Source organism: Streptomyces sp. TBY4 (assembly GCF_024213195.1).
In the GTDB taxonomy this organism is placed as follows: Bacteria; Actinomycetota; Actinomycetes; order Streptomycetales; family Streptomycetaceae; genus Streptomyces.
Genome location: NZ_JANAVF010000010.1, coordinates 197,590 through 222,021, shown reverse-complemented (window position 1 = coordinate 222,021; position 24,432 = coordinate 197,590). Strand labels below are relative to the sequence as shown.

Annotated in this window: 19 protein-coding genes; 6 read left to right on the top strand and 13 right to left on the bottom strand. The window is 71.9% G+C overall.

Translation table 11 applies throughout. The features are described from left to right. The first annotated feature begins 101 nt into the window (after positions 1-101). Positions 102-2,444 (top strand): M9 family metallopeptidase, encoded by a 2,343-nt coding sequence (locus tag NLX94_RS24245; protein ID WP_254385129.1) that lies wholly within the window; start codon positions 102-104, stop codon positions 2,442-2,444. 76 nt (positions 2,445-2,520) lie between these two features. On the opposite strand, the gene NLX94_RS24240 is transcribed toward NLX94_RS24245, so the two are convergent. From NLX94_RS24240 to NLX94_RS24230, 3 genes are all read right to left on the bottom strand, one after another. After that, entirely contained in the window at positions 2,521-2,970 is a 450-nt protein-coding gene (locus NLX94_RS24240) for a hypothetical protein (RefSeq protein ID WP_254385128.1), read from the bottom strand. A gap of 177 nt (positions 2,971-3,147) precedes the next feature. Beyond that, on the bottom strand, positions 3,148-5,589 hold the full coding sequence (locus tag NLX94_RS24235) for a proprotein convertase P-domain-containing protein (RefSeq protein ID WP_254385127.1): 2,442 nt from the start codon (positions 5,587-5,589) through the stop codon (positions 3,148-3,150). A gap of 110 nt (positions 5,590-5,699) precedes the next feature. Continuing rightward, a complete protein-coding gene (locus NLX94_RS24230) occupies positions 5,700-7,340 on the bottom strand; it encodes a phospholipase A2 (protein WP_254385126.1) in 1,641 nt (546 codons plus the stop codon). Positions 7,341-7,567: 227 nt separating this feature from the next. Here NLX94_RS24230 and NLX94_RS24225 point away from each other — a divergent pair, with 227 nt between their 5' ends. After that, complete coding sequence (locus tag NLX94_RS24225) at positions 7,568-11,392, top strand: WD40 repeat domain-containing protein (protein ID WP_254385125.1); 3,825 nt, start codon at positions 7,568-7,570, stop codon at positions 11,390-11,392. Positions 11,393-11,416: 24 nt separating this feature from the next. On the opposite strand, the gene NLX94_RS24220 is transcribed toward NLX94_RS24225, so the two are convergent. The 4 genes from NLX94_RS24220 to NLX94_RS24205 form a co-directional block, all read right to left on the bottom strand. Continuing rightward, positions 11,417-12,268 carry a PRD domain-containing protein gene (locus tag NLX94_RS24220; RefSeq protein ID WP_254385124.1) on the bottom strand — a complete coding sequence of 284 codons (852 nt, stop codon included), beginning with the start codon at positions 12,266-12,268 and terminating at the stop codon, positions 11,417-11,419. Between the two features lie 127 nt (positions 12,269-12,395). Continuing rightward, positions 12,396-14,495, bottom strand: coding sequence for a glucose PTS transporter subunit IIA (locus NLX94_RS24215; RefSeq protein ID WP_254385123.1), 2,100 nt, complete (start codon positions 14,493-14,495; stop codon positions 12,396-12,398). 286 nt (positions 14,496-14,781) lie between these two features. Beyond that, positions 14,782-15,417: a class I SAM-dependent methyltransferase gene (locus NLX94_RS24210; RefSeq protein ID WP_254385122.1), complete on the bottom strand. Its 636-nt coding sequence runs from the start codon at positions 15,415-15,417 to the stop codon at positions 14,782-14,784. A 10-nt stretch (positions 15,418-15,427) separates the two neighbouring features. Then, positions 15,428-16,429, bottom strand: coding sequence for a helix-turn-helix domain-containing protein (locus NLX94_RS24205; RefSeq protein ID WP_254385121.1), 1,002 nt, complete (start codon positions 16,427-16,429; stop codon positions 15,428-15,430). 153 nt (positions 16,430-16,582) lie between these two features. Here NLX94_RS24205 and NLX94_RS24200 point away from each other — a divergent pair, with 153 nt between their 5' ends. Continuing rightward, a complete protein-coding gene (locus tag NLX94_RS24200) occupies positions 16,583-16,957 on the top strand; it encodes a PadR family transcriptional regulator (RefSeq protein WP_254385120.1) in 375 nt (124 codons plus the stop codon). Next, complete coding sequence (locus NLX94_RS24195) at positions 16,954-17,553, top strand: hypothetical protein (RefSeq protein WP_254385119.1); 600 nt, start codon at positions 16,954-16,956, stop codon at positions 17,551-17,553. Before NLX94_RS24200 ends, NLX94_RS24195 begins: the two co-directional genes overlap by 4 nt. A 41-nt stretch (positions 17,554-17,594) precedes the next feature. On the opposite strand, the gene NLX94_RS24190 is transcribed toward NLX94_RS24195, so the two are convergent. Continuing rightward, a complete protein-coding gene (locus NLX94_RS24190; RefSeq protein ID WP_254385118.1) occupies positions 17,595-17,987 on the bottom strand; it encodes a molybdopterin-binding protein in 393 nt (130 codons plus the stop codon). A 272-nt stretch (positions 17,988-18,259) separates the two neighbouring features. Here NLX94_RS24190 and NLX94_RS24185 point away from each other — a divergent pair, with 272 nt between their 5' ends. Together NLX94_RS24185 and NLX94_RS24180 are read left to right on the top strand one after the other, a co-directional pair. Then, positions 18,260-18,463 (top strand): cold-shock protein, encoded by a 204-nt coding sequence (locus NLX94_RS24185; RefSeq protein WP_243336897.1) that lies wholly within the window; start codon positions 18,260-18,262, stop codon positions 18,461-18,463. A 149-nt stretch (positions 18,464-18,612) separates the two neighbouring features. Further along, positions 18,613-19,401, top strand: a complete 789-nt coding sequence (locus NLX94_RS24180; RefSeq protein ID WP_254385117.1) for a GNAT family N-acetyltransferase — start codon at positions 18,613-18,615, stop codon at positions 19,399-19,401. 83 nt (positions 19,402-19,484) lie between these two features. Here NLX94_RS24180 and NLX94_RS24175 read toward each other — a convergent pair whose 3' ends face one another. Genes NLX94_RS24175 through NLX94_RS24155 form a run of 5 tightly spaced genes read right to left on the bottom strand, consistent with a single transcriptional unit; the run spans position 19,485 to position 24,381 of the window. Beyond that, complete coding sequence (locus tag NLX94_RS24175) at positions 19,485-20,747, bottom strand: ABC transporter substrate-binding protein (protein ID WP_254385116.1); 1,263 nt, start codon at positions 20,745-20,747, stop codon at positions 19,485-19,487. Then, positions 20,744-21,886 (bottom strand): branched-chain amino acid ABC transporter permease, encoded by a 1,143-nt coding sequence (locus NLX94_RS24170; protein WP_374684017.1) that lies wholly within the window; start codon positions 21,884-21,886, stop codon positions 20,744-20,746. Before NLX94_RS24170 ends, NLX94_RS24175 begins: the two co-directional genes overlap by 4 nt. Continuing rightward, on the bottom strand, positions 21,879-22,769 hold the full coding sequence (locus NLX94_RS24165; protein ID WP_254385115.1) for a branched-chain amino acid ABC transporter permease: 891 nt from the start codon (positions 22,767-22,769) through the stop codon (positions 21,879-21,881). The genes NLX94_RS24170 and NLX94_RS24165 overlap by 8 nt, the downstream gene beginning before the upstream one ends. Further along, positions 22,766-23,587 carry an ABC transporter ATP-binding protein gene (locus NLX94_RS24160; protein WP_374684016.1) on the bottom strand — a complete coding sequence of 274 codons (822 nt, stop codon included), beginning with the start codon at positions 23,585-23,587 and terminating at the stop codon, positions 22,766-22,768. The genes NLX94_RS24165 and NLX94_RS24160 overlap by 4 nt, the downstream gene beginning before the upstream one ends. After that, positions 23,584-24,381 (bottom strand): ABC transporter ATP-binding protein, encoded by a 798-nt coding sequence (locus NLX94_RS24155; protein ID WP_254385114.1) that lies wholly within the window; start codon positions 24,379-24,381, stop codon positions 23,584-23,586. Before NLX94_RS24155 ends, NLX94_RS24160 begins: the two co-directional genes overlap by 4 nt. Positions 24,382-24,432 lie beyond the last annotated feature (51 nt).

The window sequence follows — 24,432 nt, the reverse complement described above, 5'->3', positions numbered from 1 at the left end:
AAAGTCTTCCGGTGCGGTGCGACATGTGAAATTTTACATGTCACACATCAACAGCCCGTGTACCCAGCACGCGGCTTCAACGGCCCCGGAGGCCCCCGCAGATGCATCCCTTCCGGATATCGAAGGCCGCCTCGCGCAGACTTCCCGCGCTGGGCGCGGCCGTCTTCATCGCGCTCGGCCTGTTCGCGCCACAGAGCCAGGCCGCCTCCGCCGGCGCCACCGCCCCGGCCGGTACGTACGCACGGACAACCGCGGCCACGGCGCCGCGGTCGATCCCCGTCCCCAAGTCGCCCGACGCGATGAGCAACGGCTCCCGCTTCCGGATCTCCTCGCAGGACAGCACGGAGGAGTCCGGCCCCGTCCCCGCCCCGGTCGTGAAGCCCACCCAGGCCGCCAAGTCCGGCAAGGGCGACCGCCAGTCCTCGGCCGCCGCCGCGGACGAGTGTCCCGACCTCTCCGGCGTGATCAACGCGACGGGCAGCGCCCTGGTCCAGCAGCTCAAGGCGCTCCCCCGCATCACCTGTACGTACCCGCTGTTCAACCTCACCGGGGAGAACGCGCGGAAGGCCTTCAACGAGGCCCAGATGGTGACCGTCGCGGGCGCCCTGCGCGAGGCCTCCGCCACCTACTCGGGCAGCAACAGCGCGGCCGTCGGGCAGCTGGTCCTGTTCCTGCGGGCCGGCTACTACGTGCAGGACAACAACGGGGCCGTCGTCGGCCCCTACGGCGCCGCGCTCGACGGTGCCGCGCTCGGCGCGCTGGACGCCTTCTTCGCCTCCCCGCGCAGCAAGGACGTCACGGACGCCAACGGTGAGATCTTCAACGAGGTCGTCATCCTGATCGACAGCACCCACGCGGCCGGCCGCTACGCCGGCGTCCTCAAGTGGATGCTCGGCCGGTACGACGGCACCTGGCCCGGCCAGATGAACCTCGCGATGCAGCACGTGGAGTGGGTCGTCGAGAACGGTTTCAAGGCCAAGAACGACGACCGCGGATGGCGGGCCGCCCTCAAGGCCGACCCCTCCATCCTCACCACCTGGGCCGGCTTCATCACGCGCAACGAAGCGCAGCTGAACCGCCTGGACGTCGTCAGCAACGTCGGCCGCTACCTCGGCCACGCCCTCGACGTCCCCGAGCTGAGGGACCGGCTCCGGCCGCTGCTGAAGGACCTGATCAACCGTTACCCGAACGTCGGCCCCACCGCGCCGATCACCATGAACCTGGGCTGGTACACGCGCCAGTACGACCGGGGCAACTGCGCGGCCTACGCCATCTGCGACCTCGGCGACCGCGTGCTCCCGGCGATCCTGCCGATCCAGCACACGTGCACCCCGGGCCTGAAGATCCGCGCCCAGGACATGTCCCCGGGACAGCTGGCCGCCACCTGCACCAGCCTCGTCAACCAGGACGCCTACTTCCACCGGATCATCGGCGACAAGGGCGCGATCCCCGGTGACGTGAACACGAACCTGGAGGTCGTCGTCTTCGACGACTACACCAACTACTCGCTGTACGCCTGGGCCATCTACAACATCGACGTCGACAACGGCGGCATGTACGAGGAGGGCAACCCGGCCGCCGCCGGCAACCAGGCCCGCTTCATCGCCCACGAGGCCCACTGGCTGCGCCCGGAGTTCCAGATCTGGAACCTCAACCACGAGTACACCCACTACCTCGACGGCCGCTACAACATGGCCGGCGACTTCGAGGCCGGCATCGTCACGCCGACCATCTGGTGGGTCGAGGGCATCGCCGAGAACATCGCGTTCGGCTACCGGGGCATGCGCAACGCCGACGCGATCGCCGAGGCCGGCAAGAAGACGTACAAGCTCAGCGAGCTGTTCGACACCGTCTACGGTCAGGACGCGGACCCCGAGGTCAACTCGAACCGGGTCTACCGCTGGGGCTTCCTCGCGGTCCGCTACATGCTCCAGGCGCACCCCGCCGACGTGCAGACCGTGCTCGACAAGTACCGCGCCGGCGACTGGAACGGTGCCCGCACCTTCCTGAAGCAGACCATCGGCACCGGCTACGACGCCGGCTTCGACACCTGGCTGACCACCGCCTGCGCGACCAGCGACTGCGGCCCGCTGCCGGATGCCCCGACCACCCCGCTGTGCACGCTCGGCGACGCCCGCCAGTTCGACAAGAACTGCCGCCGGGACAACCTCACGGCCGCCGGCGGGAACTACAGCTACCACTTCGTGTACCTGCCGGCCGGCGTCACGCAGCTGACCATCACCAGCAGTGGCGGCACCGGCAACGCCGACCTCTACTACGGCGGCGGCAGCTGGGCCACGACGAGCAGCTACCAGGCGAAGTCCACCAACGCCGGCAACGGCGAGACCCTGACCATCGACAACCCGCCGTCCGGGTGGGTCTACTTCAGCCTCGCCGCAGCGCAGGACTTCAGCGGGGTGAGCCTCTCCACGCAGTCCAGGTGATCCGGTCCACCGGGTCCTGAAGGGCCGGAGCCCCGGGTCGGCGACCCGGGGCTCCGGTGTTGTGCGTGCCGGAGTGTCAGCAGCTGAGGGTGACCTCGTGGACCACCGGCCGGGCCGCGTGGGGGTACGAGGCCACGCCGAAGGTGCCGCGGACGGTCGCGCCGCACGGAGCGGTGACAGCGGGAGCGCCCACCACGAGGGCGGCTCCGGTGAAGAGGGCCGGCCTGAACTGCGTCTGGGGCGGGGCCGCTCCGAGGATCTCGACGGTGAGGGTGGTGAGCAACTCCCTGGCCTGGGGCTGCGGGCTGCCCGGGGAGGGCGGCCCGGCGAGTGCGACCCTCCCGTGGAACGTGACGGTCGTGCCGGTGATGTCCGCGCACACGCGTGTGGCCAGACCCGCCTGGAGGCCGGAGTTTCCGCAGGAGGTGACCGTCTCGGTCTGCGGGGCGGCGGAGGCGGTGGCCGGGGTGATCGTGCAGAGGGCCAGACCCAGGGCAGTGGCTGCGAGGAGGGCTGAGCGGTTCATCGCGGTTCTTTCTCCTTGTGCTGGAACACCGTCCGAGGGTTCCCGACCGGTGTTGTGTCATGTGATATTTCACATGACACACATTGAGGGAGGATGTTCGCCGTATGAACTCCACCGGGCCTCATCACGACGACCCCGGCGGCCTGCCGGCCGCCGGGGTCGTTTCACCGGGTCTCGTCAGAAGACGAGGGTCCAGTTGTTGAGGGTGCCGGTGGCTCCGCTCACCGTGTCCGTGACCTTCAGGTCCCACCTGCCGTAGCTGCGTGAGGCGCCGGTGTCCACCACCTCGAGGACCTGCTTCAGCCTGCCTCCGGGCTGTGTACCTGGGGCCTTCAGGGGATACACCTCACCGCGCGGGCCGATGAGGTCGAGCTTCAGGTCACCGTGCCGCTCGTGGGTGATGTCCACGTAGACCCGCAGATTGTTCGGCGCGGAGCCCGAAATTCGCCAGAAGTCGGTCATCGACATGACGGAGCCGTTGTCCGGGACGGCGAAGCTCGTCGCGTTGTCGAGGGACGGGAAGACGATCTTCCATCCCCTCAGAGTTCCGGCCGCCCCCGTGACGGCGTCCTTGGCCTCCAGTGTCCAGGTGCCGTCCGCCGGGGACTCCCCCGCGTCGACGGCGTAGTAGCGGGTCACCTCACCCGCATTTCCGTAGTCGCTGCCGCCCGTCAGTTCGTACGTCCTGCCCCCCGGCGCGAGGAGGCGGAACGCCAGGTCGGCGGGCCGCTCGTGGGTAAAGTCGATCTGGATCTGCGTCACCCGCGACGCCCTGCCTCCGACCGCGGACACCACGGCGGGGGAGGCCACGGCGGCCCCGGTGTCGGGGACCGCCACCGGCTGGCCCCCGGCGGCGGCGTTGGGGAACACCAGCGACCAGGACACCAGCCGGCTGTCGTATTCGGTGTTGCCGTTCTCCACGCGCAGCTTCCAGGTGCCGGACGCGGGCGAGTCGCCGGCGTCGATCACCGAGGAGAAGTAGAAGGGCCCGGCCCGCTGAGGCGTGCTCAGCTCGTCGTCGCCGCTCTCCGCGGCGGCGGTGTCGGGCGGGTCCGCGGTGGCCAGTACGTACACCTTGCCGTCGGGATCGATCAGGTCGACGCCGAGGGTGCCGCGGCTGACGCCTTCGACCCCGTACACCACCTCCAGGTCCGACGGCGCGTTGCCGGGGACGGTGACCTCGACCTCTTCGAGGACCGAACCCCTGCCCATACCGGGGATCACGACCTGCTTGGTGTTCACGACCGTCGTCGGCCGGGGTTTCGCCGCCGGGTCCGGCAGTGCGTTGGCGCGTACCTGGGCGACGGCCCGGTCCAGCTGGACGCGCGGGGTCGTGCCTTCGGTGTAGGTGATGTTCTTACCCGTGCCGGCCAGCGCCTGGACCAGCTCGCCGAGCGGCGCCTGCGGAGCGGCCTTGCGCAGCACCGCCAGCGCGCCCGCGACGTGCGGGGCGGCCATGGAAGTGCCGTTCTTCGTCCCGTAGGTGTCTCCGGGGACGGAGGAGATCACGCCGTGACCGGGGGCGAACAGGTCCACCAGCAGGCCCCGGTTGCTGTACGAGGCGAGCTGGTCCGCGTCGGTCGTGGCGCCGACGGTGACCGCGGACGCCACGCAGCCCGGGGAATTCACCGCGTTCGTATAGGAGTTGTTGCCGGAGGCGACGACGGTCGCCACCCCGGCGCCGTACAGACCGTCGATGATCGCCTTGCGGGCGTCGGTCTCGCAGGCCGCGGTGAACCGGCCCGCACCCAGGCTCATGTTGGCCGCCACGATCGGCTTGCCGGCCTGCTTGAGCGCGTACACCTTTTCCAGCGCGGCGAGCTGGTCGCTGGTGAAGCTCATCACGCAGGACGGCTGGGCCCCGCAGTAGGTGGCCGAGGTGAACCTGGAGAACACCTGGATGGCGACGATGTCCGCCCCGGGCGCGACGCCCGCCCGGAGGGCTCCGCCCAGGTCCTTGCCGTTGCCCGCGGCGATGCCGGCCACGTGCGTGCCGTGCGAGCAGGCGACGCCCATCGTGGCGCAGGGGCCGCTCTCGCTGTCGGCGCTGCCGGGGCCCGTCTGCTCGTCGGCGCCGCCGGGGCACAGGGAGGTGGAGCCGTAGGAGGCGTCGGTGGTGGAGAAGCAGGCCTGGTCGGTGATGCGGCCGCGCAGGAACGGGTGGTTCTGGGCGACGCCCGTGTCCAGGATCGCGATCGCGCTGCCGGAGCCGTCGTAGCCGCTCTGGGCGGTCTTGTCGGCGCCGATCAGCGAGGTCGTCTCGTTCAGGGAGGGCGGTACGGGGATGTCCTCGGTCACGCTGAGGATGCCCGGGATGCCGGACAGCATGTCGAGGCCCGCCGCGTCCACGCGGAGGGTCTGGACCGGGACTTCGCTGAAGGTGTGCAGGGTCTCGCCCGCGTCGGCGGTGGCGGACAGGTCCGCGGGGGTCTCGGTGACGACGTTGACGCGGACCGCCCTGCCGCCCGCGACCGCGTCGTAGAGGGCCGGGTCGACGGGGTCGACCGTGCCGACGGGGTCGGGCGGGAAGTCGTCCGGGGGCGCTGCCTGTGCGGGCAGGGTGCTGAGGGCCAGGGCGGTCACGGCGGTGACGACCATGGCGGGTATGCGTAATCTCACGGTTCTCCTGAGATCGGCGGGTCCGGGAGTCTGGGGGCGCACGGGTGCGGGGACGCGGAGCGGGGGCCGGATGACGGAACGGTTCATCACCCGGCCCCGGCTCCGGGACGTCAGGGGCGCGTCGCGTTCGCGCCGTTGACCGGGTTGCCGTAGTTGACGCCCTTGCGGTAGGTCCAGGCGATGCCGCGGCAGATGCTCTTCAGCCAGTAGGCGGAGCAGGTGTAGTCGCGCAGCGTGGTGTAGAAGACGTCGTCCACCTCGGACTTGCGGTAGCGGTCGAGGTGGTAGGGGGTCACGTACCATTTGTACGTGTTGCCGATCAGCCCGTAGCCGTAGTCGTGCATGTCGCATGCGGACCGGAAGTCGTAGCCGGACGGCTTGTCCGGGGACGAGGTGCAGTGGTCGTAGCTGATGCCGACCACCCAGCGCCCGCCGGGCAGTTGCTTCCACTGCGGGGCGCGCCAGCCGTTGTGGGCCACCCACGCGGCGCAGCCGCTCATCGTGTACTTGAGCCACGAGACCGCCGTGTAGCAGTAGCCGGGATAGGCGTTCGCTCCGCTGACGTCGCCCGGCACGTCGGAGGCCGGCGGGCCGGTGGCGCCGGGGTCGTTGATGCCCTCCGCACCCTCGAGGACGGAGTCCTCCGCCGGCCTGGCCGGGCCGTCGGCCTCGGCGTCCGGAGCGGCGGACCCCGCCGGGAAGGCCAGGTCCCAGCTCCCCTTGTCGGCCGAGGAGATCTCGGACACGCGGCTGCTCGTGTCGTAGGTGTAGGTCTTGTCCGGCTCGCTGCTCGCGACGGGGTTGGTGACCTCGCGCAGCAGGCCGGAGCTGTCGTACGTGTAGCTCGCCACGGTCTGCACGGTGGCGCCGGTGGTGACGGTGATCTCCTTGACCTGCCCGGCGTAGTCGCCGAGAACCGCTCCGGTGGCCGTGGTGGCTTCGGCGTACCTCACGGACACGTTCTCCACGGCTTCGGGGTCCGCGGCCGACTCGGTGACGGAGGAGACGCGCCCCTGCGTGTCGTAGCCGACGGTGGAGGTGCCCTGGGCGAGGTTGCCGACGCCCGTCACCCGCCAGCTGTCGGATCCGGGCGCGGCCTGCTTCCACGTGTAGGTGGGCTTGAGTTCGTCGGCGCTCGCCCCGGCGAAGGTGTCGTCGCCCGCCTCGGTCGCAGAGAGGTCCACCTCGAGGGTCTCCACGATGGTCGTGACCATGTCCCCCGTGGTGTCGTCCCAGTTCGTCGTCTCGGTGATCCGGGAGCCGTCGGCGCTCCGGTACGTGCCCACCCCGCCGCCGTCCGGGTACGAGACGCTGTCGGTGAGGGCGTAGCGGACCGATTCGTCCACACCGAGGTCGGTGACCACGATGGCGTCGCCCTGCTGCTGCAGCTTGCGGTTGGTGGTGCCGCCCAGGAACTCGGCTTCCCAGCTGGGGCCGAAGACGCCCATGTCGCTGCGGGACTCGGGCGCGTTCTCCGGCCTGGCGATGCCGTCGTCCTGGAGGGTGACGCTGTGCCGGCGGCCGACGGCGCCGGCCGCGGCGTCGGTCTCGGCGATCTGGAAGGAGCCGCTCTGCGCGTAGTAGACGCCGGGGCCCAGCTGCTGAACCCCTCCGGTGTCCTGGGGCTGGTCCGGTGTCGGGGTCTCACTGGCGGCCACGGTCTGATCGGTCGTCGCGGCCACCGTGGACTGCTGCGGGAGCAGGAGCGCCACGGAAAGCGCCGCCGCGGCGGAGATGGCTAATCGTCGCAAGGGTCCCCCTCGGGAGAGTTCGGGTCGTGCCGGCGGGCGCCTCGGGCGAGGGCCCGGTCCGGCCTTGCGCGCCCAGCCTTCCGGGTCGCGGGTTTGTTGCGCTGCCCCTCACCAGCGGCGAAACAAAACCCCCGGGCCCGGCTCGGCGCGAAACGGCCTTGTGGCACGGCCGGTCGGCACGGTTGGGTCCTTGCTGGCAGCACCGGGCGGATGGTCGGGAGACGGCTGTGGGGCGTCAGGAGAAGCCGCTTGACGCGGCGGCGGGACCGGTGGAGGGCTTCGCCTTCGCCTTGCGCAAGCTCCGCCAGGAGGCCGGCGGGCCCACCTACCAGGCGATGGCGCGCCGCGGCCCCTACTCGGTGGCCACGCTCTCCCGGGCCGCCGGCGGCGAACAACTGCCGACGCTGCCCGTCGCACTGGCGTACGTGGCCGCCTGCGGCGGCGACCCGGCCGAGTGGGAGGCGCGCTGGCGGCTGGTGTCCGGGGAGCTCAGCACCGCCCGGGCGGCGGAGCGGGCCGAGGAGCCCTCCCCGTACCGGGGCCTGGCCCGCTTCGAGCCGGACGACCACGCCCTCTTCTTCGGCCGCGACCGGCTGGTCGACGACCTCGCGCTCCTCACCGCCCGGCACCGGGTCGTCACGGTGTTCGGTGCCTCCGGCAGCGGCAAGTCGTCCTTACTGCGCGCCGGGCTCATTCCCCGGCTGCGCGATGCCGGAACCCCCGGGCTGCCGCGTCCGGGAGCGATCCGCATCCTCACTCCGGGGGAAGACCCGCTCGGCACCCACGGCTCCGCCCTCGTCCCCGCCGACACCGCGGGCGACACCTGGCTCGTGGTCGATCAGTTCGAGGAGCTCTTCACGCTCTGTCACGACGAGGTGGAGCGAGCCCAGTTCATCGACGCCCTCCTCGAGGCCGGGAACCCGGGCGGGCGGCTGCGCGTGGTGCTGGGAGTCCGGGCGGACTTCTACGCCCGCTGCCTGGATCACGCGGGCCTCGCGGCCGCGGTCCGGGACGCGAGCCTGCCCGTCGGCCGGATGACCCCGGCCGAGCTCCGCCAGGCGATCACCAAGCCCGCCGCGGCCTGCGGGCTCCTCGTCGAACGGGCCCTGACCGAAGCCCTCGTCGAGGAGGTCGCCACCCTCACGGGCGGGCTGCCGATGCTCTCGCACGCCTTGCTGGAGACCTGGCGCGGCCGCCGCGGCCGTACCCTCACCCTGGAGGCGTACGAGCGGGCGGGGGGCATGCGCGGCGCCGTCGCCCAGAGCGCCGAAGCGGCGTACGAGGCCATGGACCCGCGGCAGGCCGGGACCGCACGGCAGGTGATGCTCCGGCTGATCGCCCCGGGCGACGGTGCCCCCGACACGCGCCGGCCCACCACCAGGGCCGAGCTCGAAGCCGTCGGGGACGGCCGCCGGACGTCCGCGGTCCTGGAGATCCTGGCCCGGGCCCGCCTGATCACCCTCGACGAGGACACCGTCGACCTGGCCCACGAAACGCTGATCACGGCCTGGCCCCGGCTGAACGGCTGGATCGAGGCGGACCGCGAGAAGCTGCGGCTGCACCGATGGCTGACCGAGGCCGCCGGCGCGTGGGAGTCCGTCGGCCGGGACCCCGGGGTACGCGTGGCCCCGGTACGCCTCACCCAGCTGCACGAGCTCACCGCGGCAGACGGCCGGAGCGAACTCACGCCCCTGGAGGCGGACTTCCTCGCCGCCGGCACCGCCACCCACCGGCGTACCGTCCGCCGCCGGCGGGCGGCCCGGGCGACGATCTCGCTGCTGACCGTACTGGCGTTCCTCGCGGGGACCGTCGCCTGGCAGCAGAATCGTTCCGGCAGGGACCGGCGGCTCCTGACCGCGGCCCTGCACGCGGCGGCCGTCGCGGACAGCCTGCGGGCCACCGACCCGGACACCGCGGCCCGGCTCGGCCTCGCGGCCTGGAGCATGGCCCGTACGCCGGAGACGAAGGCGGCCCTGTACACGGCCCACACCCACCGCGCGGAGCCCGACATCCAGGTGGCGACCGGTGACGTGCAGCGCCAGAGCGCCTGGCTGGGCCCGGACGGCACCACCCTCACCCTGCACAAGGAGCTCGAGGTCGAGCGGTGGGACCTGCGCACGCGGCGCCGGGTGTCCGTGCACAACGTGCCCGGCGCCCCCAAGCCGGCACCGCCCCCCGGGCGGGCCGGCCTGGAGGAGGTGGTCGCCTCCAGCCCGCTGCGGCCCAGTCCGGACGGGCAGTGGGCCGCGTCGACGTGGCAGGGCGGAGCCGTCGACGGGCCGTCCTCCAGACCGGCCGAGATCCGTCTGTGGGACCTCACCACCGACAGCGGCACCTACGACACGATCGTGCGCGAGAACGCGTCGGAGGTGACCAGCACGTCCTGGGGTGACGGCAGCCGGCTACTGGCTGCGGCCGTGCGGGGACGGGCGGAGGTGTGGGACGTCCGCAGCAGGAAGTTGGTGTTCGCCGCGGACGCGGCCGAGAACGGCGACGCCGTCGCCCTCAGCCCGGACGGCGGGCGCCTCGCGCTCTGCGCGAGCGGCGGCGCCGTCGAGGTCTGGGACGTGGCCCGGCGCGAGAAGGTCACGGCACCCGACCCGCACCTGCTGCGCATCCCCGGCGGCGCGTGTCCGGCCGGCACGCTCCACTTCGGCCCCGACGGCCGGATGCTGGCCCTGAAGCTCACCGCCGGAGTGCAGCTGATCGACCTGGAGGCCGGGGCCGGCCGTTCCCGTGATCTGATCGCGGCGCGCGACGTCACCGACATCTCCTTCAGTTCCGACGGGGCCTTCCTCGCCGGTCTCCGCAAGGACGCCGTCCTGCTCTGGCGAACCGACGACCACCGGGGCAACGCCCTCGTCTTCTCCCGGCTGCTGCCGAACGAGATGCCCTCGAACGTCCGCTTCGACGCCGCCGAGGGGAAGCTCCGGTACCTCAGGGCGGGCACTTTGGGCGTGGCCACCATCGCGCTCGGCCAGGCCCTGCGGACACCGTGGGCCCGGTTCTCCGCCGATCCCGTGTACGCCGGCCCGGATGGCACTCACACGATCACCATGCGCAGGGAGGGCAAGGAGCACTCCTTCGAGCAGCGTCCGGTCGGCGGGAGCGCCCCCGGACCGGGCGTACGGCTCCCGTCGGTGAGGCTGCCGGCGGCGCCGCCCGAGGGGGTCACGGATCTGGCCCTGGGCGCCTTCAGCTCCGACGGAACCCTCTTCGCCTACGGACCGCGTGATGCCCAGGGCTCGGTGATCCGACTGTGGGACGTCCGGGGACAGCGGGCCCTCCCCGTCGAGCCCGTGCCCTACGACGCGATCGTCGCCAGGACTGTCAGCGCCCTCGCACCGGTCCGGCGGAACGGGACGACGGCCGTGTACGCGATTCTCTCGGGGGACCTGTCGATACTGGTCGAGCTCACGAGCGGACAGCAGATCGCGGACTTCCCCAACGGGCCGTCCACGATGGCCGTCAGACCCGACGGGAAGCTGCTCGTGCTCGGTGGCGGCACCGTGGTCAGGCTCCCCGAGGGCCGTGTCGAACGGACGGCCTCGCAGCGGGAGCTCGGGCTCGCGCTGGCGTTCAGCGGGGACGGCCGGTTCTTCGCGATTGCCGACGGCGTCGGCCGGGTCACGCTGTGGGACGGCGATCTCACCCAGCGGCTGGGCGTACTCGACGACGGGCTGCCTTCCGCGGCCGGAGAGCCCGTGCCCATCACCGCGCTCGGGTTCTCCCCCGACGGCGGCACCCTCGCCACCGGCGACGGACTGGGCCGGATCCGCCTGTGGGACGTGGAATCCCGCAAGGCCCTGGGCACGGCCCTGCTGGGCCCCGGGGACGAGGTCAGGGACCTGGCCTTCGGACGCGACGGCCTGACGCTGCGCTCCCAGGGCCGCAACACCCCGCCGCTGCAGCACTCCATCGCTCCCGAGGACGTCGCGGCGGCCCTGTGCTCCCGCCTCGGCGGCGGGCTCGACCGTGCCCAGTGGCGGACCCGGATCCGCGAAGCGGCGTACCGGGAGACCTGTCCGCGGACGACCCGCGCCGCCCGGTGACGCCACCAGGTGACGGCGTCCGGCCTAGACGGCGGTGCCGTCCGGCTCCGTGGTCATGCGGGCCACGTGCAGGGCCAGGTAGGAGACCTCGTCCTCGCTCAGGTGCTGGCCCAGCCGCAGTTCGACGATCGTCGCCAGCTGCTGCGCGGTGCGGGTCGCCTCCGGGTAGTGCCGGCGGATGCCCTCTCCGATCGTGGTCTCGTGCCCCTTCAGCTGCCGGTGCTGCTGGATGCGGACGAAGAGGTAGCGCACGTGGGTGATGAAGCGTGCCGCGCTCATGGACTCCTGGGAGACGGACAGCCCGTACCGCTCCCTCACCACCGCCAGCATCTGCTGGATGACCCCGGTCATCGTGTACGTGAAGGACAGGTCACCCGTGGCGAAACCCGCGTTGACCAGGTGCAGCGCGAGCGCGATCGCCTCGGACTCCTCCAGTCGCGGGTCCACGCGCTCGTTGATGGCCGCCAGCAGGCGCTGCGCCTGGGCGTACTCGGTGGAGTACAGCGCCTGGACCTCCGCGCGCAGCGGGTACTCGATGACGATGCCCCGCGCGGCCCGGTCGAGCGCGCCGACGACGTGGTCGGCTACGGCGATGGCGAGGGTCGGCCGGGTGGATTCGCGTCCCTCGATGCCGGCTTCGTCGAGGGCGATCACTACGGCCCGCAGGACGTCCTCGTCGATGAGGGCGAGGACCTCGCTCAGGTGGTCGGGGTCGCGGCCGTCCGCCGGGACGAAGACGCGCACGATCAGCGCGGGGTCGACGGGCTTGCCCTGGCGTGAGCTGAACCCGATGCCGCGGCCGGTGAGGATGACCTCCTGGCCTTTGTCGTCGCGCGCGAGGACCACGTTGTTATTGAGGACACGCAGCGCCTTCAACGCCTGCTCTCCTTCTCTTTCGCGGTCCGGTACCGCCCAATGATCCCGCATTGTCTGGCACTCCGGGTACGACGCGGGCACGCACCCCACGAGGTGGCGCGTGCCCGCGTCGTTCCGGTGGCGGTCGTTACCGCCGTACGGTCACCACGGGCGCCCCGGCGGCGACGGTCTGCCCGGTGTGCGGCTCGACCGAGGTGAGGTCGGCGGTGTTGGTGACGGTCATGAGCGTGACGGTCGGGTGCTCCGCCGCGCGGACGGCGTCGAGGTCCACCTCGACGAGGAGGTCACCGGTGGAGACCTGGCGTCCGGCCTCGGCGCGGACCTCGAAGCCCTCGCCCTTCATCTGCACGGTGTCGATGCCGATGTGGATGAGGACCTCGACCCCGTCCGCGGTACGGATGCCGAAGGCGTGCCCGGTGGCGGCGACGATGATCAGCTCTCCGTCGACCGGGGCGACGACGCGGCCGTCGGCCGGCTCGATGCCCACGCCCTCGCCGAGCGCGCGGGAGGCGAAGACGGGGTCACCGACCTCGTCCAGGCCCACGACACGGCCCGCGACGGGTGCGGCCAGCTCGATGCCCTTCGGGAGGGTGGGGGCGGGAGCCGCGGGGGCGGCGGAGGGGGCGGATCCGGTGGAAGCGCCCGCGGTGGCCGCCGCCGCTCCGACGGTGGCGAGCTCGCGGTCATCGGCCGGCGCGGCCTCCCCGCGGGCGGCCGCCTCGGCGGCGTCGCGCAGGGCGTTGGCCTGGGCGCGGTCCTCCGGGGTGCGGAAGTCGGAGAAGTACACGAGGGCCATCGAGACGAAGAAGGCCGCGGTGATCGCGATGGCGTAGGTGCCCATCGGGGAGAAGACCGGGATGGTCAGCAGGGAGGTGAAGGCGAAGGCCTTGGTGTCCACGCCGCCCAGGACGCCCACGATCACGCCGCCGACGAGGCAGCCCACGAGCATGCGCGGGTAGATCCGCTTGAAGCGCAGGTGGATGCCGTACAGCGAGGGCTCCGAGATGCCGCCGAGCAGACCCGCGGCCAGGGCGCCGACGGAGGTCTGGCGCATCTCCTTCTCGCGGTGGCGGATGGAGAGCAGCAGCACACCGGCGGTCGCGCCGAAGCAGGCGAAGTTCCAGGCTCCCATGGGGCCCTGGATGAAGTCGTAGCCGAGGGTGTTGATGTTCACGAGCATGAGCGCGTTCAGCGGCCAGTGCAGGCCCAGCGGCACCAGGAAGGGGTACAGCAGCGGAATCATGATCGCGAAGACGATCGGGGCGTTGCCGTTCAGCCAGGACAGACCGGAGCCGAGGCCGTTGCCGGCCCAGACGCCCATCGGGCCGATGAGGAAGGCGGTGATCGGGATCATGATCAGCATGCTGAAGAACGGTACGAAGACCAGGTGGACGGTCTCCGGGAAGATGCGCTGCAGTCCCTTGTAGACCAGGGCGAGCACGGCCACCATCAGCAGCGGCACGAAGACCTGGCCGCCGTAGTCGTTCAGCTGCATCGGCAGTCCGAAGACGTGCGCGACGCATTCCTGGGTGCCGAGGGTCCCGTTGGTGGTGCAGGTGATGCCGGGGATCCCGGACTTCGGGTTGAGCATGCCGGTGAAGTTCGGGGTCATCACCGCGGCCATCACCGCGGCGCCCACCCAGGGGTCGACCTTCAGCTTCTTGGCCGCGTTGTAGGCGACCATGATCGGCAGGAAGTACAGCACCGAGCGCCACATGGCGTCGACGAACACCCAGGTGGCGGACTTGTCCGCGGCACGGAAGTCGACGAAGCCCAGGGCGTCGAGGACGGAGGCGATCGCGATGATGAGCGAGGAGCCCAGCAGGACGCCCATGAGCGGGCGGAACGAGTCCGAGAGGTACTCGAAGAAGTTGTCGACCCAGGCGTACCGGCCACGGCTCTTGGCCCGCATCGCGGCCTTGACGTCGGCGTCGGACTTCGGGCCGGGGGTGCCCCCGCCCGCCATGGACGGCAGGTTCATGATCTCGGAGTAGACGCGTGCGACGGCTCCGCCGATCACGATCTGCAGGCGGTCACCGGACTGCGGCACGGTGGCCATGACGCCGGCGAGGGCGTCGAGCCCGGCCGTGTCGGCCTTCGAACCGTCGTGGAGCTGGAAGCGCAGCCTCGTCGCGCAGTGCGTGAGGCTCTCGATGTTCTCGGCTCCGCCGACGCCGCGGAGGATCTGCTCCGCCAGCGTGCCGGGTCCGGCTACGGGTGTGTTCATGATGCGTCCTTGCATCCTGGGGCTCTTGCCATCCTGCTTCGGTTCGCGATCTCTCCCGCCCGGATCCGGGCAACAAAAAAGGCCCGGGTCGCGCACGCGGCGCTACCCAGGCCTTGCCTCCCCTCAAGCGGTGCACCGCCTTGGCGTCGCGGGGCGACGAAGGTGGTGTCCTCGGGGAGTAACAATCCTGCGATCGAGATCGATCAAACAAAATCTTAACACCGGGAAATGCCTGCTGAGGACGGGTCCCGAGTGTGATCCGGACCTCTTCCGGCAGCCGGTCGGTCTAGACCGCCGGGCGGCGGGCCAGCAGGTGGGCGTCGAGGAAGCCGCGCTCGGAGGCCGGGTCATGGATCAGCCGGGCGAAGACGTTCAGGCCCGCCCCGGACAGCAGTGCGGCGAACCGGTCCACCGGCCAGCTGTAGGCGGGCGTCACCTTGTGGTCGAAACGGACCGGGTCCGCTCCCCCGGTCGCGAAGAACGAGACGAGGAGCAGGCCCCCGGGCGCCAGGACGCGCGCCTGCTCGGCAAGGAGCGCGGGCAGTTCCTCCGGCGGGGTGTGGATCATCGAGTAGTGGGCCAGGACGCCGCCGAGCTCGCCGTCCCCGACGGGCAGGGCCTCCATCCGTGCCTCGTCGAACCGCAGCGCCGGGTGCGCCCGGCGGGCGTGGCCGACCATGGCTGGGGAGAGGTCGAGCCCGAAGGCGTCCAGGCCCAGGTCGTGCAGCATGGCCGTCAGATGTCCGGGACCGCAGCCGACGTCCGCCGCTCGCCGGTTCCCCGACCCGCGCGTCAGTTCGGCGAAGGTGTTGATCATGGCGCGCGAGAAGGGATGCGTCTCCAGCCGGTCGGCGAACATCGACGCGTACAGGTCCACGACTCCGTCGTAGGCCGCCCTGGTCTCGGCCTGGTGATCGATCATGGGAGCGAAACTAACATCCGGCGTCGTCCGGCGTGGCGGGGGCGGCCGGGGCCGACGCGCGGTGCTCGGTCGGGGTCGTTCCGTAGGCTTCCCGGAACGCCCGGCTGAACGCGGTGGCGCTGGAGAATCCCCAGCGCGCCGCGATCGCCTGGACGGGCTGGTCGCTCAGCTCCCCGCGCGCGAGGTCGGCGCGGGCACGCTCCAGCCGGCCTTCGCGGATGTGGGCCGCGATGCTCAGGGGCTGGTCGGCGAAGAGGGCGTGGAGGGCCCGCAGGGACATGTTGTGCCGGTCGGCGATCGCCTGGGGCGTCAGGGCCGGGTCGCCCAGGTTGTTCTCGACGAAGCGGTGGATCCGCCGCAGGGCCTCCTGCGCGCGCACCTCGGCGGGCGCCTCGCCGAGGTCGCCGAGCTGCTGCGCGAGGCATGCGGTGGCCAGGTCGAGGGCGATGGAGCCCATTCCGCGCAGTTCCTCCGGGCCGCAGCGCGGGCCATGGGTGAGCAGCGTCTTCAGGAAGTCGGCGAAGACGGCCCCCGAGCCCACGTCCGCGGCGAGGCTCCGCGCGAGGAGGCGGTCCACCCGGTCCGGGCGCAGCCCCAGGGCGGGCCGGGGAATCTGCAGCACGATCGACTCGATCCGCCCGCCCGCGCAGACCCCCGCGCTCGGCCGCGAGGTGTCCGTGAGCACGAGTCCCCCCGCGATCACCGAATCGGTGCCCCGCTGGGAGATCCTGAACGAGCCCTGCGTGACAAGGGCCAGCTGCAGGTTCTCCGGATCACCGCGCCGGACATGGGCGGCGGTGCGCCGCGAGAGGACCGACGAGCAGGCCACGGAGGACAACCGCACCACCCCGAGGTCCAGGTCCGTGATCCTGGCGCGGAAGTCGGCCGTGTGCCGGGTGCTGAGCATGATCGGCATCACATCGCTGGACACCGCCTCGCAGAACCAGTCGAACCTGTCCTCACGCGCCACGCCGGCATCCGACAGCACCGACATGCCCATGCGATCACCCACACCCTTTGACCTGGCCGTGAACCGGTTCCCGTGCCCTACCGGTTGACCCGCGACCGTGCTTCCCCCCGTCACCCGAGCAAGTATCGGCCACAGAAATCCGGCGAGGTCACGCGCACCTTCCGCCTGGTCGCCTCACCAGGTATCTTGCATCGCATGGAACCAGGTGATTCGACCAAGCAGGCCCGGGCGGCCGCCCAGCTGCGCAAGGGGGTCCTGGAGTACTGCGTACTCGCCCTGATGCGGGACCGGCCCCGGTACGGCGTGGAACTCCTCCACGCCCTGGAGGAATCCGGCACCCTGGCCACCAGCCAGGGCACGGTCTACCCGCTGCTCTCCCGGCTGCGCCGCGACGACCTGGTCACCACCACCTGGCAGGAGTCCGCCTCCGGACCACCCCGTCGCTACTACGCGCTCACCGACAGCGGCCGTGTCGCGCTCGAGGAGTTCACCCGCGTCTGGCCCGGCTTCCGCAACGCCGTCGACGGCTTCCTCACCACCCCGCACCACGCCACCGGAGACTCCGCATGAAGACCTCGGCCGACCCCGTACGCGACTACCTCTCCGCCGTCGAACGCGAGGCCTCCACGCTTCCCGCCGACCGCCGCCGGGAGCTCCTCGCCGACCTCGCCGAACACATCGAGGTGACCCGCGCCGAACGCCCCCACGTCGCGATCGGCGAGGTCCTGGGAGAGCTCGGGGACCCCCGTACGATCGCGGCGACGGCCCTGGCCGAGGCGGGGAACGGGGCCGTCGCGGCACCGGCCCCCGGCGGCGCCGGCGTGTCCGTCCGGCGCGGGAAGGTGCACCCCCTGGTCCCGCTCCTGATGCTCACCCTCCCCTTCCTCGTCGCCGCGCTCTTCCCCGACGTCCCCGCGGCGGGGTTCTCCAGCACCGTGTTCCGCGTCACCGGCGCGGTGCTCCTCTGCACCTCGGTGCACTGGACCGCCGTCCAGAAGACGGCCGGAGTGCTGCTCACCGCCGTGCTGCCGACCGTCGCCATCAGCGTCTGGACATGGTCCAGCGCCGCCCCGGCCGGTGACACCGCGGCCCACCTGGCCAACCTGGCGACGCTCGTCCTGCTGACCTGCACGACTGCGTGGCTGTGGCGGGTCCGCCGCGCCTGAGGCGGTGCTTCCGGTACCGCGGGTGAGCGCCGGACAGGCGTTCAGGCGCGGTCGACGTGCACGCTCGTCGACTTGACCCGGGCCGTCACCGTCACGCCCGGCTGCAGGCCCAGTTCCTCCACGGCCTCCCGCGTCAGCAGCGACACCACCCGGTGCGGGCCCGCCTGGACCTCCACCTGCGCCGAGACCTCTCCCAGCTTGATCGCGGTCACGATCCCCGGGAACGCGTTGCGCGCCGAGGTGTGCGGGGCGTCGTCGTCATCGGCGCCCTCCTGGGCCACCTCCACGCAGAACGCGGCGAGGTCCGGCCCCTCCACGATGCGCCGGGTTCCCTCCCGGTGGGTCGGGAAACGGCCCGCGTCGGCCCACCGGCGCACCGTGTCCACGCTCACGCCCAGCAGCTCGGCGGCCTGCCCCATCGTGTAAGACTCCATGGGCCCCACCCTAGGGGCAGATCCCGGCGGGCCTGTTGACCAGCTCCCGCCCCGCGCGGTGGCGGGCCCCGGCGACCTGCGGCGGAGTGCTCGTTCCGGGGCAAACCGATCATCGGTTTGCCCTCCTCGTGCAAGTGGGTAGATCATGCCTCGTGATCGGCAGTCGTGTGTCCGAAGTACCGCTTCACCAAGCGTCGGAGGACCAGGGCAAGCACCCCACACCCAAGGGTCCTCACCAGCGAGGGCCCTCGTCCCCGACAGGGAGCAAAAAGATGGCCACCGGAACTGTGAAGTGGTTCAACTCGGAAAAGGGCTTCGGCTTCATCGAGCAGGACGGCGGCGGCCCCGACGTCTTCGCCCACTACTCCAACATCAACGCCCAGGGCTTCCGTGAGCTCCAGGAGGGCCAGAAGGTCGAGTTCCAGGTCACCCAGGGCCAGAAGGGCCCGCAGGCCGAGGACATCCGTCCCCTCTGAACCGCAGCAGTCTGACGCCCCGCACCGCATCGGTGCGGGGCGTCGCTGCATCCGCGTCCGCGTTCGCATCCACAGCCACCCGCGGCCTCCGCCGGCGGCCCGGCCCACCTCTCCGTCGAGCCCGGCGGGCCCGGACGTACTCTGTCCGGGTGATCCTCCACAGTCTTCACGACCGATCGGAACTGGCCGCCCGCTTCGAACGGGACCCGGCCATGAACCTGATGGAACTCGGCGACCTCGACGACCTGCCGTGGCCCCACACCAGCTGGTACACCCTTTCCCCGGACGGGCCGGTGGCGCTGCTCTACGCGGTCGGCGACGTGCCTACGCTGCTGGGGTTCACCCGCCCCGGGCAGGCGGCCGCCCTGGAGGAGCTGGCCGAGGCGCTGCTGCCCGTACTCCCCCGGCGGTTCCTCGGGCACCTGACCGGAAACACCGCGAAGGTACTGGAGTCCGGCTACAGCGTGCGATCCCACTCCACCCTGCTGCGGATGGCGCTGACCGAGCCCGCCGTGGCCGACCGGTATCCCGCCGGGCCCTGGCGGCCCGCCCCGCTGACCCGGGAGGACCTCCCGGAACTGCTCGACCTGTTCGAACAGGCCTATCCGGGCAACTGGTTCGACGACCGCATGCTCGACACCGGGCAGTACCTCGGCGCCCGGCAGGACGGCCGGCTGGTCGCCGTGGCGGGCGTGCACGTCCACTCGGCCCCGTACCGGGTCGCCGCGATCGGGAACGTCACCACCCATCCGCGGGTGCGCGGACAGGGCGCCGGCGGTGCCTGCGTCGCCGAGCTGTGCCGGCACTTGCGGAAGACCGTGGACCACATCGGGCTCAACGTCCGCGCGGACAACTCCACCGCCGTGCGCCTCTACCGCCGGCTCGGCTTCAGCGAGGTCACAGAGTTCACGGAAGCCCTCTTCACAGCACGCCCTTAGGGAGCCGGCGAGCCGGCCGGACGCGCGGACGGTGCCGCCCCGGCACAGGCCGGGGCGGCACCGCACGGTCTCCTGCCGGCCGCTCAGGAACCGGGGGTGAACTTCGTCGCGGCGGGTGCCGCGGCGGCCTCCTTGACCACCTTCATGCCGCCCGGCACCGTCGCGTCGGGCTTCAAGATCACGCTCTGCCGGGTGGAGGGGGCCTTCGGGTCCGAGAAGTCGTGCGTCACGCCGAAACCGTTGTCGTAGGACTTCAGGCTCAGCAGGGCCGCCCGGACGCCCTCGCGGGTCAGGTCCTTGTCGGCGCAGGCCTTCTTCAGGACCTCGCCGAACAGGGCGCCGGCGGTGAAGCCGGCCACCACCCCGTTGTCCAGGCCGGAGTCCGGGTACTCGGCCTTGTACGCGGCCGCCAGGGCCGCCGGGCCCGCCTCGGTCGAGCCGATCGGCAGGGCCGAGGAGGCGACGTAGTAGTCCTTCTGCAGGGCCGCGCCCGCCGGGGTGGCCAGGAGCTGCGGCGCGAAGGCCGAGTTGTTGCCGACGATCGGGACGTTCCAGCCGCCCGCCGCGGCGACTCCGACGAGCGAGGCGGCCTGCCGGGGGCCGGCGCTGACGACCACGGCCTTGACCCCGGCCTGCTTGAGCGCGGCGACCTGGGCCGTCATGTCGTTGTCGGTCGGCTTGATCTTCTGCTCGACGACGGTCAGCCCCGCCTCCGCGGCGATGGCCTTGGCGCCGGTCAGGGAGTTCTCGCCGTAGTCGCCCTCGAAGTAGACGTGCCCGATCTTGTCGCCCGAGGCGATCCGCTTCTGGTCCAGGAGGTAGCCCACGGCGTTGATGGTCTCCACGTCGTACGTGGCACCCACCGTACGGATGTACGGGCTGCCGAGCAGCGAGGCGGACCAGGCCTGCGGGATGACCAGCCCCTTGTCCTGGCCGTCGATCCGCTGCTTGACGGCGGCGACGAACGGGGAGCCGATGAACTGGGCGAAGCCCAGGACCGAGGGCTCCAGTTCGGTGTAGGCGGCGAGGGCCTTCTGCGGGTCGTAGCCGTGGTCGCGGACCGTCAGCTCGATCGTGCGGCCGCAGATGCCGCCCGCTGCGTTGGTCTGCTTGACCCACAGCTGCTGGGCCTGGGTGACGCTCTTGCCGAGGGAGGCGTAGACCCCGGTCATGTCGGTGAGCGCGCCGAGCTTGATGGTCTTGTCGCTCACCCCGGCTCCGGCCTTGACCCCGCCCGCGGCGGGCTTGTCCCCGTCGGCGGTCTTGGCCTTGCCACTGCACCCGGCGGCGCCGGTCACCACGAGTACGGCCGCCAGGACCGCGGCGGCGTGCCTTCTTCTGTTCACGTTCGCTCCTTCGGGGGTGTGGTGCGGGTTCGGGCCCGGACGATCCGGGTGATGCCGGTGAGGCCGCCGGGGAGGAACAGGACGGCCACCACGACGGCGGCTCCGTACAGGTAGCGCGAGGCCTCGCCCGGCGAGACCCCGCCGGTTCCGGGGGCGGACACCAGCGGGAGGGCGTCGCTGTAGCGGGTGAGGAGCTGGGGCAGGAGGGAGACGAAGACGGCGCCCACGACGGCTCCGGCGACGGTGCCCAGGCCACCGATCACGATCATGGCGAGGTACTCCAGGGACAGCACCATGCCGAAGTAGTCGGGCACGGTCCGCTGGAAGACCAGGGCGAGCAGCACTCCGGCCAGCCCCGCGTACATGGACGACAGGACGAAGACGGCGGCCCGGTACCGGGCGACCGGTACGCCCATCACCCCGGCGGCGATGCTGTGGTCGCGCAGGGCGTTCATGGCCCGGCCGGGCCGGCCGCGCAGGACGCCACGCGCGAACAGGGCTCCGCAGAGGAGGGCCGCGAGGCCCACGTACCAGAGCTTCTCGGCGGACTGGAAGGGGACGGCGGCGATGACCGTCTCGGTGTCGTCGAAGGTGAGGCCGAAGAGGGACAGCGGCTCCACCTCCCGGCCGTTGAACCCGCCGGTGACGCTGGTGGCGTTGAACAGCACGTGCTGGCCGATGAAGATCAGCGCGAGCGTGGCGATGCCGAGGTACGCGCCGCGCAGGCGGCCGGCGATGGGGCTGAAGATGCCACCCGCCGCCCCGGCGAGGCCGACGGCCAGGACGGCGGCGAGCCAGCTGGGCAGGCCGAGCCCGACCAGGGTGTGACCGCCCGCCGTGCTGCCGTCCCCGGCGAGCGCGCAGTACCCGTAGGCCCCCACCGCGAGGAAGAAGCCGTGGCCCATCGACAGCTGGCCGGTGGCTCCGGTGAGCAGGTTGAGCCCGATCGCCCCGATGGCGGCGGCGATGGCGAACAGCCCGGCCTGCAGCCAGAACCGGTCGAGGTAGAAGGGCAGCGCGAGGAGCACCAGTCCGGCGGCCGCCGCGGCCGCGGTACGGGCGCCGAGCAGCCGCGGCCGGGGGGCCGCCACCGGGGCTGCGGCCTCGGGTTGCAGCACGGGGCTGCGGGTGTCAGACACGGGCGAGCTCCTTCGTACCGAGGAGTCCGGCGGGACGGATCAGCAGGACCGCGACCATCACCAGGTACGGGGCCAGGTCGCCGATACCCCGGCCGAGGAAGGCCAACTGGCCCTGGTAGCCGGTGGCCAGCGCCTCGGTGACGCCCACGATCAGCCCCCCGGCCAGGGCGCCGGAGGTGGAGTCGAGGCCGCCGAGGATCGCGGCCGGGAAGGCCTTCAGGGCGGCGAGAGAGGTGGCCCGCTCCAGGCCCGGCGTGGGGAAGACCGTCAGGAAGAGCGCGGCGACGGCGGCCAGGGCCCCGGCCACGGCCCAGGCCGCGAGCGAGACCCGGCCCAGCCGTACGCCCATCAGCGCGGCCGTTTCCGGCTGTTCGGCGGCGGCCCGCATGGCCACGCCCCAGGAGGTGTGCCGGAACACGAGCAGGAACACGGTGATCAGCAGCCCGGCGGCGAGGATGGCGGCGATCCGGGTCTGGGGCACCGTGACCGCACCGAGGTGGACCACGCGGTCGCCCCACGGGTCGCCGAGCGAGAGCACGTCGGTGCCGAGGCGCCGGGTGAGGTCGGTGATGAGGAGGATGTCGACGCCGATGGTGACGATGGCCAGCACGCTCTGGTCCTGGCCCCGGTAGCGCCGCATCACCAGGAACTCGATCCCCGCCCCCACCGCGGCCGCCGAGAGGGCGCCGGCCAGCAGCGCGCCCCAGAACCCGAGTTCCTCGTGGAGGGTCGCGGTGACGTACCCGCCGGCCAGCAGCAGGGAGGCGTGGGCGAAGTTGACCACTTCGGTGGCCTTGAAGATGACGACGAAGCCGAGGGCGATCAGCGCGTAGACGGAGCCCATGGAGAGCCCGCCGAGCAGCAGTTCCAGGAAGGTGGTCATGCGGCCGGCTCCTCCTCTCCGAGGTACGCGCGGACCACCGCGGGATCGTTCTGCACCTGCGCGGGAGTCCCGCCGCCGATGCGCCTGCCGAAGTCGAGTACGGTCACCGCGTCCGCGAGCCGCATCACCACCCCCATGTCGTGTTCGACCAGCACGATCGATATGCCGAGGCCGTCCCGGACGCCCGCGATGACGGCGGCCGTGCGCTGCCTCTCGTCGGCGGTCATGCCGGCGACGGGTTCGTCGAGGAGCAGCAGCCGGGGCTCCATGCACAGGGCCCGGGCCAGCTCGACGAGTTTCTGCTTGCCGTACGGGAGGGAGCCGGCGGGCGCCGCGAGGTCGCCCTCCAGGCCGACGAACTCGGCGATCTCCCGTACCCGTTCGCGGTGCCGGCGGTCCTCGCGGGCGGCGGCGGGCAGCCGCAGTCCGGCGGCCAGGAAGCCGGTCCGCATCAGCCGGTGGCGCCCCAGGAGGAGGCTGTCGGCGACGGTGGTGTGCGGGGGCAGGGCCAGGTTCTGGAAGGTGCGGGCGATTCCGAGGGCCGCGACGGAGTGCGGGGCGAGGCCGGTGAGCTCGGTGTCTCCGAAGCGGACGCTTCCGCCGGTGGCCCGGTAGACCCCGGACAGCACGTTGAAGCAGGTGGACTTGCCCGCTCCGTTGGGTCCGATGACGGCGTGCACGCTTCCGGGGTCCACCGTGAAGGAGACCGAGTCGAGCGCGGTGAGGCCGGAGAAGCGGACGGTGACGTCGGTGACGGTCAGCGGGGGCGGGGCGGTGTCCGCGTGCGGGGTGGCGTTCATGCCGGAGTTCGCGTTCATGCCGACCACCTGCGCAGTTCCCGCCGTGCCCCGGTGGACCCCGGCTCCGGCGCGGCCTCGTCGGTGATGCCGAGGTAGCGGCGCCGTACCTCGTCCGAGGCGGCCAGCTCGGCGGCCGGGCCGTCGAGGGTCACCTCGCCGACCTCCAGGACGTAGGCGTGGGAGGAGAGCCGCAGGGCCAGGGCCGCGTTCTGTTCGACGAGGAGGACCGAGGCGCCCGAGGCGTTGATCTCGGTGATGGTCTCGGCGATGGTGGCGGCCATCTTCGGCGCGAGCCCGAGGGTGGGTTCGTCCAGGAGCAGCAGGCGCGGGCGGGCCATCAGGGCCCGGCCCAGGGCCAGCATCTGCTGTTCTCCGCCGGACAGCAGCCCGGCACGCTGCCGCGCCCGCTGGGCCAGTACGGGGAACAGCTCGTGCACCCGGGCCAGGGAGCGCGCGGTGTCGGCGCGGGAGCCCGCACGGCCTCCCAGGGCCCCGGCGCGCAGGTTGTCCGCGACGGTCATCCGGGTGAACACCTGGCGCCCCTCGGGTACTTGAACCACTCCGGCGGCGACGACCCGGTCCGGGGTGAGCCCGTCCAGCGGCCGCCCGTCGAAGGTGATGCTCCCGCCGGTGACGGCGCCCCGGTGGAACCCGAGCGTCCGGGACACCGCGCGCAGCAGCGTGGACTTCCCGGCACCGTTCCCGCCGAGTACGACGACCACCGCGCCGGCGGGCACGTCGAGCGATACGGAGCGCAGGGCCCGGACCGGCCCGTAGCCGATGGACAGCGCACGCACGTGCAGCGAACCCACGTCCTCTCCTTCCTCTGGGCGGCCTTGTGCTGGCGCACAGACCAGCACCGG